At 66.4% G+C, this 15,167-nt stretch carries 14 protein-coding genes; 11 read left to right on the top strand and 3 right to left on the bottom strand.

Going from position 1 to position 15,167, the window contains the following annotated elements; all coding sequences use genetic code 11:
* Nucleotides 1–43 precede the first annotated feature (43 nt).
* Together QT386_RS04830 and QT386_RS04825 are read left to right on the top strand one after the other, a co-directional pair.
* A complete protein-coding gene (locus QT386_RS04830; RefSeq protein ID WP_289272610.1) occupies nucleotides 44–1,168 on the top strand; it encodes a VCBS repeat-containing protein in 1,125 nt (374 codons plus the stop codon).
* A gap of 105 nt (nucleotides 1,169–1,273) precedes the next feature.
* Nucleotides 1,274–1,492: an AraC family transcriptional regulator ligand-binding domain-containing protein gene (locus QT386_RS04825; protein ID WP_289272609.1), complete on the top strand. Its 219-nt coding sequence runs from the start codon at nucleotides 1,274–1,276 to the stop codon at nucleotides 1,490–1,492.
* Nucleotides 1,493–1,759: 267 nt separating this feature from the next.
* Here the strand turns inward: QT386_RS04825 and QT386_RS04820 are convergent, their stop codons facing one another.
* Together QT386_RS04820 and QT386_RS04815 are read right to left on the bottom strand one after the other, a co-directional pair.
* On the bottom strand, nucleotides 1,760–2,698 hold the full coding sequence (locus QT386_RS04820; RefSeq protein ID WP_289272608.1) for a recombination-associated protein RdgC: 939 nt from the start codon (nucleotides 2,696–2,698) through the stop codon (nucleotides 1,760–1,762).
* A 104-nt stretch (nucleotides 2,699–2,802) separates the two neighbouring features.
* Nucleotides 2,803–3,465, bottom strand: coding sequence for a TetR/AcrR family transcriptional regulator (locus QT386_RS04815; RefSeq protein ID WP_289272607.1), 663 nt, complete (start codon nucleotides 3,463–3,465; stop codon nucleotides 2,803–2,805).
* Between the two features lie 81 nt (nucleotides 3,466–3,546).
* Between QT386_RS04815 and QT386_RS04810 the strand changes: the two genes are divergently transcribed.
* The 9 genes from QT386_RS04810 (at nucleotide 3,547) to QT386_RS04770 (ending at nucleotide 13,958) form a co-directional block, all read left to right on the top strand.
* Nucleotides 3,547–5,052, top strand: coding sequence for an NAD(P)/FAD-dependent oxidoreductase (locus QT386_RS04810; RefSeq protein WP_289272606.1), 1,506 nt, complete (start codon nucleotides 3,547–3,549; stop codon nucleotides 5,050–5,052).
* Nucleotides 5,053–5,135: 83 nt separating this feature from the next.
* Nucleotides 5,136–5,975, top strand: coding sequence for an SDR family oxidoreductase (locus QT386_RS04805; protein ID WP_289272605.1), 840 nt, complete (start codon nucleotides 5,136–5,138; stop codon nucleotides 5,973–5,975).
* 122 nt (nucleotides 5,976–6,097) lie between these two features.
* Nucleotides 6,098–7,885, top strand: coding sequence for an acyl-CoA dehydrogenase (locus tag QT386_RS04800; protein WP_301334169.1), 1,788 nt, complete (start codon nucleotides 6,098–6,100; stop codon nucleotides 7,883–7,885).
* A gap of 126 nt (nucleotides 7,886–8,011) precedes the next feature.
* On the top strand, nucleotides 8,012–8,881 hold the full coding sequence (locus QT386_RS04795) for a M24 family metallopeptidase (RefSeq protein ID WP_289272603.1): 870 nt from the start codon (nucleotides 8,012–8,014) through the stop codon (nucleotides 8,879–8,881).
* 28 nt (nucleotides 8,882–8,909) lie between these two features.
* Nucleotides 8,910–10,664: an SDR family oxidoreductase gene (locus QT386_RS04790; RefSeq protein WP_289272602.1), complete on the top strand. Its 1,755-nt coding sequence runs from the start codon at nucleotides 8,910–8,912 to the stop codon at nucleotides 10,662–10,664.
* A gap of 34 nt (nucleotides 10,665–10,698) precedes the next feature.
* On the top strand, nucleotides 10,699–11,673 hold the full coding sequence (locus QT386_RS04785) for a metal-dependent hydrolase (RefSeq protein ID WP_289272601.1): 975 nt from the start codon (nucleotides 10,699–10,701) through the stop codon (nucleotides 11,671–11,673).
* A gap of 49 nt (nucleotides 11,674–11,722) precedes the next feature.
* Complete coding sequence (locus QT386_RS04780) at nucleotides 11,723–12,067, top strand: hypothetical protein (protein WP_289272600.1); 345 nt, start codon at nucleotides 11,723–11,725, stop codon at nucleotides 12,065–12,067.
* Between the two features lie 188 nt (nucleotides 12,068–12,255).
* Nucleotides 12,256–13,194, top strand: coding sequence for an ABC transporter ATP-binding protein (locus tag QT386_RS04775; protein WP_289272599.1), 939 nt, complete (start codon nucleotides 12,256–12,258; stop codon nucleotides 13,192–13,194).
* Nucleotides 13,191–13,958 carry an ABC transporter permease gene (locus QT386_RS04770; protein WP_289272598.1) on the top strand — a complete coding sequence of 256 codons (768 nt, stop codon included), beginning with the start codon at nucleotides 13,191–13,193 and terminating at the stop codon, nucleotides 13,956–13,958. Before QT386_RS04775 ends, QT386_RS04770 begins: the two co-directional genes overlap by 4 nt.
* 106 nt (nucleotides 13,959–14,064) lie before the next feature.
* Here the strand turns inward: QT386_RS04770 and QT386_RS04765 are convergent, their stop codons facing one another.
* Entirely contained in the window at nucleotides 14,065–15,153 is a 1,089-nt protein-coding gene (locus tag QT386_RS04765; protein WP_289272597.1) for a DUF6670 family protein, read from the bottom strand.
* Nucleotides 15,154–15,167: the final 14 nt, after the last annotated feature.

Raw genomic sequence — 15,167 nt, 5'->3', positions numbered from 1 at the left:
CCGCTTTGATGGACTCAACAACTACGGAAATGGAGTTTCAGACATGAAGAAGCACACGAATGCGAAAAGGCGACTGGTGGCTCTGCTGGGCCTCGTCGGGGTGGCGCTCAGCGCCACGGCACAGGCGGCGATCCAGTTCGCTCCGATGGTGAATTACCCCACCGGCAGCGCCGGCGGCCCCGGCCCGGCGGCCGAAGCGATGGTGCAGGTGGACCTGGACAACGACGGCGACGCCGACATCGTGATGGCCGACTGGTGGGGCACCGGCATCCGCGCGATGCTCAACAACGGCAGCGGTGGCTTCGGCCCGGCGATCGTGACCAACCTGCTCACCAGCACGGGCTCGGTCGGCGCAGGCGATTTCGACGGCGATGGCAAGGCCGACATCGCGGTGGCCACCGGCATGCAGCTGATCATCCTGCGCGGCAATGGCGATGGCACGTTCACCGAACTGAGCCGCCGCACGCTGGTGGTCTCGGGCCAGGTGCAGGCCTACGTGTTCGACACCAACAACGACGGACGCCTCGACATCGTGGCGCCGACACCCGGCGGTGTGAAGACCTTCCTTGGCCAGGGCAACGGCGACTTCGTCGACGGCCCGACCAGCCCGGTCTACACCGTCATCAGCTCCACAGCCCGCGGCAACTTCAACAACGACGGCATCGCCGATATCGCCATCATCGACGACGTGGCGCAGCGTGCGATCATCATGCGCGGCAACGGCGACGGCAGCTTCACCGAGATGGCCACCGCCTTCCTGGGCTTCATCGCAGAGGATATTGCGGCGGGTGATCTCAACGGCGACGGCATCGACGACCTTGCCTCGGCCGACTCGTTCTCGTTCTCGATGTCGGTGGTATTGTCCAACGGCGTCGGCAGCTACCAGCCGACCAAGCGCTACTTCGGCATTGGCGGCCCGGTGGGAATCCGCATGGCCGACTTCGACGGCGACGGCGATCCCGACATCGTGGTCTCGGCCGTGGTCACCAGCAAGCTGGCGGTCTACACCAACAACGGCAGCGGCACGCTCAGCGGTCCGCAGAACCTGAGCGTGACCAACCAGCCGCAAACCCCGGTGGTGGCCGACTATAACCGCGACGGCGAGCCGGACATCGCCGTCGCCGGTGCCGGTGGCCAGCTGTCGGTGCTGCGCAACACCTCCCCCTGAGATCGCTCGTGTTCGACTCGGCGATCCTTCGAGGCGACTCCCCGGCGGCAACGCCGGGGGTCCCTTGCGGCGCGTTCGTGGCGCAACGCGCCACCGACGCTGCCGGTGGCCTACCTGCGCCAGCTGCGAGAGTGGAGGGCGGAGCGCGGTGTCGATCTGCTGCAGGTGTTCGGGCATGCGCAGCTCGATCAGCCGCAGCTGCGCCTGCGCGCCGACGAGGCCGTGGCGATGATGCTGCGCACGCTGCAGCTGAGCGGCGATCCGGCCCTGGGCATCGACGTGGGCATGCGCATGCGGCCGACGCTGCATGGCTGTCTGGGCTAAGCGCTGCTGAGCAGTGCTTCGAGCGAGTCGGCGCTCGAAGTGCTGGCGCGCTGCGCAATGCTGCGCCAGCCCTTCGTCGGACTGAGGCTGGAGCGGGACGGAAATGACCTGCTGCTGCACCTGCAGGCCCTGCGCGCGCGGGTGTCGCTGCGCGGCCTTTACTGCGAGGGCCTGATGGTAAGCCCTGGCGCGCCGGATCGGCGCGCTGGTGGGCTGGACGGATGGGCATCGCCATACCGGCTTTCGACGGTATGGCGGAGGGGTTTTCTACGCTTCCGCCGCCTCGCGTTTCTGGCTGCGCTCAGAACCACCGGAGAGCGGCGCGCCCACGGCTTCGGCGAGATCCTTGAGCAGCAGCGACAGCTCGCCGCTCATCAGGGCGAAGTCGATGTCGAACTGTTCCTCGGGGTGATCCGAGGTCTCGTTTTCGGTCTCGCGCACGGCCAGGAACTTCACTTTCTTGATCTGCAGTTTCTCGGTCAGCACGAAGCTGACCTTGTCGTTCCAGGTCAGGCCCAGCTTGGTGGCAAACTTGCCTTCGGTGATGTGGCGGCGGATGTCGTCGCCATCCAGGCCGTGGCGCACGTAGCGCACCGTGGGCTTGCTCTCGTCGCTGCCGCAGAGCTCGCACTCGTCGCCCAGCTCGAAACGGCCCGGTGCTTCCCGCGCGGACAGCCAGCCCGTCAGCAGGGCGGAGGGCGCCTGCGCCGGTTCCAGCATGGTCACGGCCAGCTCGCCATTGAGCGTGTTGCGCAGCATCTCCACCAGTTCCTCGGCCTTGGCGGGGGCGCTGGCGTCCACCACCAGCCAGCCGGCGACCGGGTCGATCCAGGAGCGCAGGCTGCGGCGCCGCACGAAGGCGCGCGGCAGCAGTTCCATGATCACCTGGTCCTTGATCTCGCGCATCATCTTCTTGCCGGGCTTGTAGCCCTTGACCTGCTCGATCTGCGCGGCGCGCTCCTCGGTGTGCTGGCGCACCACGGCGCCGGGCAGCAGCTTCTGCTCGGTGCCCAGGGCGATCATCAGCTGGCGCTCCATGGAGCGCACCAGCGGCACCTCGCCCTGCGGCGCGACCCAACCACGAGACTGCAGGTTCTGGCCCATGCACGGGGTCAGCGGCTGGCGTGCCAGCTCTTCCTCGAGTTCGCCGGGAGACATCGCCCAACCGGGCGGGAGACGGTAGACCTGCAGGTTCTTGAACCACATGGCGACGGGTACCCACGGGCGACAGGTGGCTGTCGCGCGTCTTGCATCAGGGGAGTCGGCGCTGCGAAAAGCGGGGGCGCCGGGACGCGGGGATTATCGCACGCTCAGCCGGCCTTAGAAGCCTTGACAGACCAGGTCAGGATCATGGCCTCGAACAGCGCGTAGCAGTTGTCGCGCACAGCCTCAACCGGCTGCGCGAAGCCGCCGTAGACCCAATGCATGGCCACGTTGATGCAGGCGCCGACCAGTCCGGTGGCGACGATCTCCGGGTCCAGGCCCTGCGCCCGCAGCTGCGGGTACAGCGCCTGGGTGAACTGCAGCAGGAAACCGCTGAGGCCGGAGGTGACCTGGCGCGACTGCTCGGTCATCGCAGGGCTGATGCTCAGCACGTCCACGAACAGGATACGGGCGCAGCGCGGGTCCTCGCGCAACCCCTGGAAGAAAGTCTCCAGACCGGCCCGGGCCATGGCGCGGGGATCGGGCAGGTGGCGGCGGATCACCGCCAGCACGCGCTCCCGCAGCTGCTCCACCTGGCGCTGGTAGACGGCGCCGAACAGGGCCTCGCGGTCCTTGAAGGACTCGTAGAAGTAGCGCTCGGTCAGCTTTGCCTCGGAGCAGAGCTCCTTCACGGTCACGCCGTGATAGCCGCGGGTGCCGTAAAGGGCGAGGCCGGCCTCCATGAAGCGTTCATGGCGCTCGCGCTGCCGAACTTCCGGGGCCAGGCCCTTGAAAGTACGGCGTTTCGGCTTTTCGTCGAGCGATTCCATGGGGCGAATGTTGACATGAAGCATTGTCAGAAGTAAATTGACAACACTGATTGTCAACTTATGTATCGAGGAGAGCGGGTCATGGCGTTCGATTCCAGGGGCGGTCGTGGCGGGAAGGGGCTGTCGGTGCTGATCATCGGCACGGGCTTCTCGGGGCTGGGCATGGGCATCAAGCTCAAGCAGGCCGGTTTCGAGGACTTCACCATCCTGGAGCGCGCCGACGATGTCGGCGGCACCTGGCGCGACAACGACTACCCGGGCTGCGCTTGCGACGTGCAGTCGCACCTGTATTCCTATTCCTTCGAGCCGAACCCGGAGTGGACGCGCATGTTCGCGCCGCAGCCGGAGATCAAGGCCTACCTGCAGCGCTGTGCCCGCAAGTACGGCCTGCTGCCGCATATCCGCTTTCAGGCCGAGCTGGTGCGTGCCGAGTACGACGAGAAGAACGCGCTGTGGACCGTGACTACGCGCGCCGGCGAGACCTACAGCGCCAGCGTGCTGGTGTCCGGCATGGGCGGCCTGTCCACGCCGGCCTTCCCGTCGATCAAGGGGCTGGAGGCGTTCAAGGGCAAGATTTTCCACTCCGCCCACTGGGATCACGGCTACGACCTGGAGGGCAAGCGCGTCGCCGTGATCGGCACCGGTGCGTCGGCGATCCAGTTCGTGCCGCAGGTGGCGAGGCAGGCGGCACGCCTGGACCTCTACCAGCGCACCGCCACCTGGATCCTGCCCAAGCCGGACCGCGAGATCAGCGGCGCCGAGCGGCTGTTGTTCAAGCGCTTCCCGGCGGCGCAGCGTGCCCTGCGCAACAGCATCTACTGGATGCTGGAGTCGCGCGTGCTGGGCTTTGTCTTCAATCCGCGCGTGATGAAGCTGGTGGAACGCCAGGCGCGCAGCCATATCCGTCGCCAGGTGCAGGACCCGGCGTTGCGCCGGAAGTTGACGCCGGACTACACCATCGGCTGCAAGCGCGTGCTGATCTCCGACGATTTCTACCCGGCGGTGTCGCAGGCCAACGTCGACGTGATCACCGACGGCATTCGCGAGATTCGCGACAACAGCGTGGTGGATGCCAACGGTGTCGAGCGAGCGGTGGATGCCATCATCCTCGGCACCGGCTTTAAGGCGCAGGACCCGATGCCGCGCGGCGCCATCTTCGGCCGCGGCGGGCAGGACCTGTTGGACGCCTGGAGCGACGGCCCGGAGGCCTACAAGGGCGCTGCTGTGGCCGGCTTCCCCAACTTCTACATGCTGATGGGCCCCAACACCGGCCTGGGCCACAGCTCCATGGTCTACATGATCGAATCGCAGATACAGTACGTGCTGGACGCGGTGCAGACCATGCAGCGCGACGCCCTGCGCAGCCTGGAAGTGCGCCCCGAGGCGCAGGCGCGCTACAACGCCGGCCTGCAGCAGAAGCTGGGCAAGGCGGTGTGGCAGTCGGGCTGCAAGAGCTGGTACGTCAACGAGGCCGGCAAGAACACCACGCTGTGGCCGGGCTTCACCTTCCGCTTCCGCGAGCTGACCCGCCGTGTGGAGCTGGTGGACTATCGGACGGAGAGCCGCGGCTCCACGGCCAAGGCCTGATCCGCGCTATCGTTACATCATTCGCTGTATAGGTTCTCATCGCCGCCCGAGGGCGGCGACACTCAAATCTAGAGAGGGGATTCATGAAGTCGTTCAAGAACAAGGTCGCCGCGATCACCGGCGCCGCGTCGGGCATGGGCCGCGAACTGGCCGTGGAACTGGCCAAGGCCGGCTGCAACGTTGCCATCAGTGACGTCAACGAAACCGGCCTAGCCGAGACGGCAGCGCTGGCGCGCGCCTACGGCGTCAAGGTCACCTCGCAGAAGCTGGACGTGGCCAAGCGCGAGGCGGTCTACGCCTGGGCCGACCAGGTTGTGGCCGACCACGGCAAGGTCAACCTGATCTTCAACAACGCCGGCGTGGCGCTGGGCAGCACCATCGAGGGCATGAACTACGAAGATTTCGAGTGGCTCATGGGCATCAACTTCTGGGGCGTGGTCTACGGCACCAAGGCCTTCCTGCCGCACCTCAAGGCCGCCGGTGAGGGCCACATCGTCAATACCTCCAGCATCTTCGGCCTGGCAGGCATCCCCTCGCAGTCGGCCTACAACTCCGCCAAGTTCGCGGTGCGCGGCTTCACCGAGTCGCTGCGCCAGGAGCTGGACATGGCTCGCTGCGGTGTCTCCGCCACCAGCGTGCACCCGGGCGGCATCAAGACCAACATCGCCGCCGCCGCGCGCTTCTCCGACAACATGAAGGACTTTACCGGCAAGGACGACAAGCAGGCCAAGGCCAACTTCGAGAAACTGTTCATCACCACGGCGAACTCGGCGGCCAAGACCATCCTCAAGGCCGTGCAGAAGGACAGCCGCCGCGTGCTGGTGGGCCCGGACGCCGTGGCCTTCGACGCGATGGTGCGTTTCCTGCCCACGGGCTACCAGAAGCTGGTGTCCTGGGGCACCCGGCGCCAGATGTCGAACTGAAGCGTTCTTCGCTCCGGGGTGATCGTGCTAGGCGCCCACCCCGATATGATGACGGCGGCAGGTCCCGGACCTGCCGCCTTTTTTGTTGCCCGCGAGCCGGAGGAGAGAACGTGCCGCACCTGATGAATCGCCGTGACCTGGATTTCATGCTCTACGAACTGCTCGACATCGGCCAGCTCACGAACGCGCCGCGCTTCGCCATGCATGACCGCGCCGCCTTCGACGGCGTGCTCGACGCCGCACTGAAGCTGGCGGAGCAGAAGTTCCAGCCGCATGCCGCCAAGCTCGACGCCAACGAGCCGCACTTCGACGGTGAGCGTGTGCACATCATCCCCGAGGTGCGCGAGGCGCTGGACGCCTATGTGGAGGGTGGCTGGATGTCTGCCGCCTTCGACGAGGAGCATGGCGGCATGCAGTTGCCCTATACCGTGGTGGCTGCGGCCAACGGCATGTTCGTGGCCGCCAACTGCGGCACCTCGGGCTATCCGTTCCTGACCTCGGCCGCCGCCAACCTGCTGCGTGCCCACGGCACGCCGGAGCAGCAGGCGCGCTACATGCAGCCGATGCTGGAAGGCCGCTGGTTCGGCACCATGTGCCTGTCGGAGCCACAGGCGGGTTCCTCGCTGGGCGATATCCGCACGCGGGCGATCCCGCAGCCGGATGGCAGCTTCCATATCGTTGGAAACAAGATGTGGATTTCCGGTGGCGAACAGGACCTGTCGGAGAACATCGTGCACCTGGTGCTGGCGCGCATTGATGGCGCGCCGCCCGGGGTGAAGGGCATCTCGCTGTTCATCGTGCCCAAGCGCCGTGTGAACGGGGACGGCAGCGTGGGCGAGCGCAACGGCGTGCGCCTGGCGGGCCTGAATCACAAGATGGGCTATCGCGGCACCACCAACTGCGCGCTCAACTTCGGCGAGACCGTGCCGGCCGTGGGCCACATCGTCGGCACGCCCGGGCAGGGCCTGGCCTGCATGTTCCACATGATGAACGAGGCGCGCATCGGCGTCGGCATGGGCGCCGCCACGATGGGCTACGCCGGCTACCTGTTCTCCCTGGACTATGCGCGCAACCGCCCGCAGGGTCGGCCGGCTTCGGCCAAGGACCCGGCCACCAAGCCGGTGATGATCATCGAGCACAGCGACGTGCGCCGCATGCTGCTGCAGCAGAAGTCCTACGTCGAAGGCGGCCTGGCGCTTTGCCTGTACTGCGCCAAGCTGGTGGACGAGCAGTCCGTCGAGCAGGACCCTAAGCGGCGCGAGGAACTGCACCTGCTGCTGGAGATCCTGACGCCGATGGCCAAGGCCTGGCCCAGCGATTTCTGCCTGGAGGCCAACAAGCTCGCGATCCAGGTGCTGGGTGGCTACGGCTACACACGCGACTACCCGGTGGAGCGTTATTACCGTGACAACCGCCTCAACCCGATCCACGAGGGCACCAACGGCATCCAGGGCCTGGACCTGCTGGGTCGCAAGGTGACGATGCACAACGGCGCCGCGCTGCGCCTGCTGCTGGGCCGCATCAGCGCCGCCGTGAAGATCGCCGCCGCGGTGCCGGAACTGACGGAGTACGCGCAGGCCCTGAAGCAGGCCGCCGACACCGCCGCCCAGGTCACGATGACGCTGGGCCAGGCGGCGATGCAGGGCAAGGTGGACCTGTTCCTGGCCAACGCGCACCTGTACCTGGAGATGATGGGTCACACCGTGATCGCCTGGCTGTGGCTGGAGCAGGCCCTCAAGGCACAGGCGGCACAGGGCGGGGTGGGGGTGGCAGATCGCGCCTTCTACGCCGGCAAGCTGCGCGCCTGTCGCTACTTCTTCCGTTACGAGCTGCCCAAGGCGGCGCGCCAGGCGGAGTTGCTGGCGAAGCTCGACGACACCTGCCTGGCCATGGCGACGGACGAGTTCTGAGTGGGGGCGCTCTTGGCGAGCCGGGCCGGCAATGGCCTGCTCGCCAGCGCCGTCCGGCTGACGGGCAATGACATCCCAGGCATAATGTGACACCGTTCGATGTCACATTTATTTGGGGTAGCAATCATGAGCGAGGCATGGATTCCGTCGGCCGGGGAACTGGCCGGGTTCCGCAAGGCCCAGCGACTGGCCTATGACTGTGCCGAGGCCATCAGCGCCGAGATGAAGCCGGGCATGACCGAGCGTCATGTCGCCGCACGCATGAAGGAATACCTTCTGGACCACGGCGCGGACGATTGCTTTCACGAGCCCTTCGCCTGGTTTGGCGACCGCACGGCCTTCCGCGGCCTGATCGCGGTCAAGCAGCTCGGCGGCTTCAACCCCGCGTTCTATCCGGGCCTGCGCCGCCTGGAGGAGAACATGCCGTTCATCCTCGACTGCGCGCCGACGATCCAGGGCTGCACGGCCGACATCGGCTACTGCGGGGTGATCGGCCACAACGCGATCCTGGATCGCCTGATGGACGACCTGATCGAGTACCGCCAACTGATCCTGGAGCAGGTGAAGGCGCGACGTCCGCTGGCCGAGATCAGTCGTGCGGTGGATGCCCTCTGCGCGAAACACGGCTACGACCCGCGCCACAAGGCCTATCCCTTCGAGACGCTGGCGCACCGCATCGAGAAGCTGAGGGACGACGGCAAGAAGAGCCACCTGAAGATCGCCAACTTCGGCGTGCGCAACATCAGTGAACTGCTGCGCGACAAGATCCGCGGGGCCCGCGAGGGCTGGAACCCGATCTGGAACAGCAGCGACGCCTCCCAACACGTGCCCACCCCGGGTCTCTGGGCGGTGGAGCCGCACCTGGGCTTCCGCGATGTCGGCGCCAAGTGGGAGGAGCTGCTGGTGGTGACCGACAGCGACGCCTTCTGGCTGGACGACGACGTGCCGCATGTGCGGCGCTGGGCCCAGCGTGGCCTGTGGAAACAGGCGGCGTAAGAAAACAGATTTCGAGAGGAGCAAGGTTATGACACCCAGCCAGATCGTCCAGTCGGGCGGCATCGAACTCGCCGTCTACGAATGGGGCAAGCCCGGCAAGAAGAAGCCGACCATCGTGCTCGTGCATGGCTACCCCGACGCCGCCAGCGTGTGGAAGGCCACGGCGGAAATCCTGTCGAAGCGCTACTACGTGGTGGCCTATGACGTGCGCGGCGCCGGACGCTCCACCACGCCGGACCACACGGCCGCCTATGCCCTGGATCACCTGGTGGCGGACCTGGCCGCGGTGGTGGATGCCACCAGCCCGGACAAGCCGGTGCACCTGGTCTGCCACGACTGGGGCTCGATCCAGTGCTGGGAAGCGGTGACCACGGAGCGCATGGAGGGCCGCATCGCTTCCTATACCTCGATCTCGGGTCCGAGCATCGATCACGCCAGCTACTGGATCATGAACCGGCTGCGCAGCGGCTCGCCGGAAAAGATCGCGCAGGTCGGCCGCCAGCTGGCGCACAGCTGGTACATCGGCATGTTCCAGCTGCCGGTACTGGCACCGGCGCTGTGGAAGGGCGGCCTGGACAAGCTCTGGCCGACCCTGCTGGAGAAAGTCGAGGGCATCGGCGAGGTCGAGGCCAGCCCGACGCAGACCCGCGACGGCGCCAACGGCGTGAACCTCTACCGCGCCAACTTCGTGCAGCGCCTGATCAATCCGCAGGAACGCCGCACCGAGTTGCCGGTGCAGCTGATCGTGCCGCGCGGCGACAAGTTCATGGTGCAGGAGATCTGGGACGATCTTCCGCAGTGGGTGCCCAACCTGTGGCGCCGCGAGGTGGATGCGGGCCACTGGCTGCAGGTCAGCCACCCCGAGCTGGTCGCCGTGCAGGCCGCCGAGTTCGTGGACTTCGTCGAGAGCGGCGAGGAGACCCCGGCGCTCAAGCGCGCCCGCGTGCGCGAGGAGCGCCGCGGCAAGCCCCATAGCGGCAAGCTGGTGGTGATCACAGGGGCCGGTTCCGGCTTCGGCCGCGAGACGGCCCTGCTGTTCGCCGAGGCCGGTGCCGACATCATCGCCGTGGACATCAACCTGGAAGCGGCCGAGCGCACCGCCGAGCTGTCGCGCCTGCTGGGCGCGCAGGCCTGGGCCCGCCAGACCGATGTCGGCAGCATCGAGCAGATGCAGACCCTGGCCAGCTGGGTGGAGAAGGAGCTGGGCGCGCCGGATATCGTCGTCAACAACGCCGGCATTGGCGTGGCCGGCTCGTTCTTCGACACCAGCGACGCCGACTGGGAGCGCGTGCTGCGCGTGAACCTCTGGGGCGTGATCCACGGCTCGCGCCTGTTCGGCAAGCAGATGATCGCCGCCGGCAAGCGTGGCCACATCGTCAACGTCGCTTCCATGGGCGGCTTCACCCCGTCCCGCTTCATGTCGGCCTACAACACCAGCAAGGCCGCCGTGATGATGCTGAGCGACTGCATCCGCGCCGAGCTGGCCGACCACAAGATCGAGGTCAGCACCATCTGTCCGGGGCTGTCGATCACCAACATCACGCAGAGCACGCGCTTCGTCGGCACCACGCCGGAAGAGGAGACGCGCCGCCAGCAGAACGCCACCAAGCTCTACCAGAAGCGCAACCTGAAGCCGCAGACCATCGCGCGCGCCATCCTGGACGCGGTGGAGCACAAGCGCGCCGAGGTGCCGGTGGGCGTGGAAGCCCATGGCTCACGCCTGTTGTCGCGCTTCTTCCCGGCGCTGTCGCGCCGCCTGGCACGCCTCGACGTCGCGCCCTGATCCGAAGACAAGAATACGAAGCCGGAGCCCGAACATGTCCGTCAGCCAGATCACCGAGAACCTCGGCAAGACCCTCAAGTCCGCGAAAGCGCCCAAGTCCACGCCCAAGTCCGCGTCCAACACGCAGGGCCGGTTGATCCCGCGCAAGGTGCAGTTCGACTGGGAGGAGACCCCCACCGACTGGATCCCGGGCCATCCCTTCGCCAGCTACTTCATCAACGAGATCAACACGATCCTGCCGGCCGGCGAGTTCTGGTTCTGCCGCCTGTACAACAAGGCGCTGCCCTACGTCACCGACGCCAAGTTGCGCGACGACATCCAGATGTTCATGCGCCAGGAGGCCATGCATGCGCGCGCCCATTCCGGTGCCATCGAGGGCTACCTGAAGCAGCGCGGCATCCGGACCGAGCGCAACGAGCGCGTCATGGACTTCCTGTTCGAGCAGGTGCTGGCGGACGAGCCCTTCGGCCGCAAGCTGCCCAAGTTCCTGCAGAAGGAATGGCTGGTGTTCCGCCTGGGCATCATCGCCGCGGTGGAGCACATGACCTGCGTGCTGGGCCAGTACGCGCTGGAGAACAAGCACTGGGACCAGGCGGGCGCCGACCCCGTGCTGCTGGACCTGATCCGCTGGCACGGCGCCGAGGAAGTGGAACACCGCAGTGTCGCCTTCGATCTCTACCAGCACCTGGGCGGCAGCTATCCCTCGCGCTACTACCTGGCCTGTATCGCCACGCCCGCCGTCTTCGGCCTGTGGGTGGACGGCGCCGCCAACCTGATGGGGCAGGATCCGCGCTTCGCCGGCAAGAAGCCGGCGCTGTGGAAGCCCTGGATCTGGCGCGAGTGGCTGCGGGTCAGCAAGACTGGCCAGCTGCCCAATCCCTTCTGGCTCATCTTTCTGAAGCAGTTGCCGTTCTTCAGCCCCTGGTACGACCCGGTCAAGGAAGGCTCCACCGAGCAGGCCCTGGCCTACCTGAACTCCTCGCCGGCCGCGGCGCGCGTAGCGGCCTGAGGCGTATGATGCTCCTGCGGCGGCCTGGACCCGCCGCAGGAGCGTTTTCATGAACAGGCGCTTGAACCCGTGCTGGCTCGCCGTGCTGGCCCTGGCCTGGACGGCCGGCCCGTCCGCCGCGCCCCTGGTGACCGACAAGCCGGTGCCCTGGAACGATGGCGTGGTGAAACTGGGCGACGCCGAGGCGCAGGTACGCGCCGTGGCCGGCAAGTATCCGGACCGGGCTGTGCCGCTCAATCCCACCGAAGGCCTGCCCATCGGCGAGCAGTGGATGTTCATCGGCCAGGGCAAGCCGGCACAGACGCTCTGGGTGGAACTGATCCGCGGGCGGGTGACGCGGGTCTGGACCGAGCCCCAGGGCGGGCCGGACAACGGCAAGGTGAGGCTGAAGTAGGGGTGCAGAGTTGCCGTTCGCCCTGAGTTTGTCGAAGGGTGAGCGGTAACCGGGTGACTGCCGGTCGGTCCGTTCATGCTTCGACAGGCTCTGGGCGAACGGCTGAGGGGGCGATCCGCTGAACAGGGTATCCGGATTCTTGCGGCCCAAGATGGCCCCGGACGCGGCGCTTTGCTAAGGTCGCGCCCATGTCCGCGATCCTCTCGATATCCGGCCTGACCAAGACTTACGCGTCGGGCCTGCAGGCACTCAAGAAAGTTGACCTGGAAATCCGCAAGGGCGAGATTTTCGCCCTATTGGGCCCCAACGGGGCCGGCAAGACCACGCTGATCAGCATCGTCTGCGGCATCGTCACGGCCAGTTCCGGCACGGTGGTGGCCGACGGCCATGACATCGTCCGCGACTACCGCGACGCCCGCATGAAGATCGGGCTGGTCCCGCAGGAACTGACCACCGACACCTTCGAAACCGTCTGGGCCACGGTGACGCTGAGCCGCGGCCTGTTCGGCCGTGCGCCGAATCCCGCCTTGGTGGAGAAGGTGCTGCGCGACCTCTCGCTGTGGGACAAGCGCAAGGACAAGATCATGACGCTGTCCGGCGGCATGAAGCGCCGCGTGATGATCGCCAAGGCGCTGGCGCACGAGCCCAGTATCCTGTTCCTGGACGAGCCCACCGCCGGCGTCGATGTGGAGCTGCGCCGCGACATGTGGGCCATGGTGCGCCGCCTGCGCGACGAGGGCGTGACCGTGATCCTCACCACGCACTACATCGACGAGGCCGAGGAGATGGCCGACCGCATCGGCGTCATCCGCAAGGGCGAGCTGATCCTGGTGGAGGAGAAAGCCACGTTGATGCGCAAGCTGGGTCGCAAGCAGATGACGCTGCAGTTGCAGGAGCCGATGCAGGCCATCCCCGAGGGGTTGTCGGACTGGAACCTGACGCTGCGCGACGGTGGCCATGGGCTGGAGTACAGCTTCGACGTCCACGAGGAGAAGTCGGGCATCCCCGAGCTGCTGCGCCGCATGGGCGAGCTGGGCATCGGCTTCAAGGACCTGAACACGGAGCAGAGCTCGCTGGAGGACATCTTCGTCAGCCTGGTCAGCACCCGCACGGAGAGCGCGTCATGAGATTCAACCGCCATGGCGTCTGGGCGATCTACCATTTCGAGCTGGCGCGCTTCCGCCGCACCGTCTGGCAGAGCCTGATGACCCCGGTCATCACCACCTCGCTGTATTTCATCGTGTTCGGTGCTGCCATCGGCTCGCGCATGAGCGAGGTCAACGGCGTGCCCTATGGCGCCTTCATCGTGCCCGGCCTGATCATGCTGTCGCTGTTCACCGAGAGCATTTTCAACGCGTCCTTTGGCATCTACTTTCCGAAATTCACCGGCACCATCTACGAGATATTGTCGGCACCGGTGTCGCCGGCCGAGATCGTGCTGGCCTACGTGGGCGCGGCGGCGACCAAGTCGATGCTGATCGGTTCGGTGATCCTGCTGACGGCGAACTTCTTCGTGCCGGTGCAGATCCTGCACCCATTCTGGATGGTGGCCTTCCTGATCCTCACGGCCGTCACCTTCAGCCTGTTCGGATTCATCATCGGCGTCTGGGCCAAGGGCTTCGAGCAGTTGCAGGTGATCCCGATGCTGATCGTGACGCCGCTGACCTTCCTCGGCGGCGCCTTCTACAGCATCGACATGCTGCCGCCGGCCTGGCGCACCTTCAGCCTGTTCAATCCCATCGTGTACCTGATCTCCGGTTTCCGCTGGAGCTTCTACGGCGAATCGGACGTCGCCATCGAGGTCAGCCTGCTGGCCACGCTGGGCTTCTTCGGGCTGTGCCTGCTGGTGGTGGGCTGGATCTTCAAGAGCGGGTATCGCTTGAAGAACTAGAGCGATGCCAGAGGCCGTTCGTCCTGAGCCTGTCGAAGGATGAACGGCTGGTGCCGGACCGTTCACGCTTCTACAGGCTCAGCGCGAACGGCCTTCGAGCGATGGTCTACCCATCCGTCCGGTCGATGTATTCCACATACCCACGCCCCGACACTGGCTTGCCCTCGTACTCGCCGGCGTACAGATACCCGCCGACATAGCCGCTGCCCAGGCCGTAGGTGAAGGGCGTGTCCACCTCGCAGTCGATGCTCATCAGCGGGATGCCGTCCTCGCCCGGCACGTTCCAGCGGAAGCACCGGGGCAGGCGCATGCGTCGCCCGTCGGGTGCGATGCCCGGCTCCTCCCGGTACTCCACCACCTGCAGTTCAGCCTCGTGGCGCAGGCTATAGCGGTCCAGCGAGCGCACGTAGAGCCGGCTGACCGCCGTGGCGCCACCCATCGACACGCGCGTCAGCAGCAGCTGCGTCTTCTCGTCGAGATTGATGATCTGGTAGGTGAAGAAATCCAGCGGCAGCTTCAGTGCCGGGGGCAGGGGCCTGTCGCGCAGCAGGTAGGGGCTGAAGCAGGCGGCGTATTCGAAGGTGCAGAGGCCGGCGATCTCGCGAGTCTTGCCCTGCCAGCGCAGCTCGCCGCGGTACTCCGACAGCAGGCTGAAGTGGTCGTAGACCGGCGTCTTCATGAACCAGCTGATCTTGTCGGTATTGCGGATTTCCAGGTCCAGGCGCAGGCCGGCGTATTCGGCGCGCACGCGATACTCGGGATAACGGCCGCGGATCTCCACTTCGTTGCCGAAACGGATGACGCTGCCGTCCTCCGCCATCTCGCAGTCGTGTGCGATGGAATAGCCGGAGAAGTGGGCCGGACGGGTGGCCGCTGTGCCACTGACCACGGTGGCGTTGCCCCGTGGCGTGTCCTTCAGTGCGTGGTCGGTGTCGAAGGCCAGCGCGCCCGGCGTGCCGACGATGGACATGATCGAGAAGAAGCGGTGCGGTGCCGGCAGGTTGGGGATCATCACGCCGTAGTGGGTCCAGCCGTAGCGCTTGGAATGCACGTACGGAGGCATCGGGCAGTCGGCCGGGACCGGACGGCCTTCCTCCGCGGCGGTGGTGTCGGCCAGCGGGTAGGCGCGGTCGAGGAACAGCTCCCAGCCGCGGCGGCCGATGTCGCTGCGCAAGCGCTTGAGTCGGGACAGCATGAGTACCCCCGCCG

The sequence above is a fragment of the Solimonas sp. SE-A11 genome, assembly GCF_030345715.1.
Lineage (GTDB): Bacteria > Pseudomonadota > Gammaproteobacteria > Nevskiales > Nevskiaceae > Solimonas_A.
The sequence above is the reverse complement of the archived record's forward strand: the minus strand, read 5'-3'. Positions and strand labels throughout refer to the sequence as shown.

Bases quoted from the DNA above. Each gene is read 5' to 3' on its own strand.
- QT386_RS04830 (WP_289272610.1), top strand. From the start codon at position 44: ATGAAGAAGCACACGAATGCGAAAAGGCGACTGGTGGCTCTGCTGGGC.
- QT386_RS04820 (WP_289272608.1), bottom strand. From the start codon at position 2,698: ATGTGGTTCAAGAACCTGCAGGTCTACCGTCTCCCGCCCGGTTGGGCG.
- QT386_RS04815 (WP_289272607.1), bottom strand. From the start codon at position 3,465: ATGGAATCGCTCGACGAAAAGCCGAAACGCCGTACTTTCAAGGGCCTG.
- QT386_RS04810 (WP_289272606.1), top strand. From the start codon at position 3,547: ATGGCGTTCGATTCCAGGGGCGGTCGTGGCGGGAAGGGGCTGTCGGTG.
- QT386_RS04805 (WP_289272605.1), top strand. From the start codon at position 5,136: ATGAAGTCGTTCAAGAACAAGGTCGCCGCGATCACCGGCGCCGCGTCG.
- QT386_RS04800 (WP_301334169.1), top strand. From the start codon at position 6,098: ATGAATCGCCGTGACCTGGATTTCATGCTCTACGAACTGCTCGACATC.
- QT386_RS04795 (WP_289272603.1), top strand. From the start codon at position 8,012: ATGAGCGAGGCATGGATTCCGTCGGCCGGGGAACTGGCCGGGTTCCGC.
- QT386_RS04790 (WP_289272602.1), top strand. From the start codon at position 8,910: ATGACACCCAGCCAGATCGTCCAGTCGGGCGGCATCGAACTCGCCGTC.
- QT386_RS04785 (WP_289272601.1), top strand. From the start codon at position 10,699: ATGTCCGTCAGCCAGATCACCGAGAACCTCGGCAAGACCCTCAAGTCC.
- QT386_RS04780 (WP_289272600.1), top strand. From the start codon at position 11,723: ATGAACAGGCGCTTGAACCCGTGCTGGCTCGCCGTGCTGGCCCTGGCC.
- QT386_RS04775 (WP_289272599.1), top strand. From the start codon at position 12,256: ATGTCCGCGATCCTCTCGATATCCGGCCTGACCAAGACTTACGCGTCG.
- QT386_RS04770 (WP_289272598.1), top strand. From the start codon at position 13,191: ATGAGATTCAACCGCCATGGCGTCTGGGCGATCTACCATTTCGAGCTG.
- QT386_RS04765 (WP_289272597.1), bottom strand. From the start codon at position 15,153: ATGCTGTCCCGACTCAAGCGCTTGCGCAGCGACATCGGCCGCCGCGGC.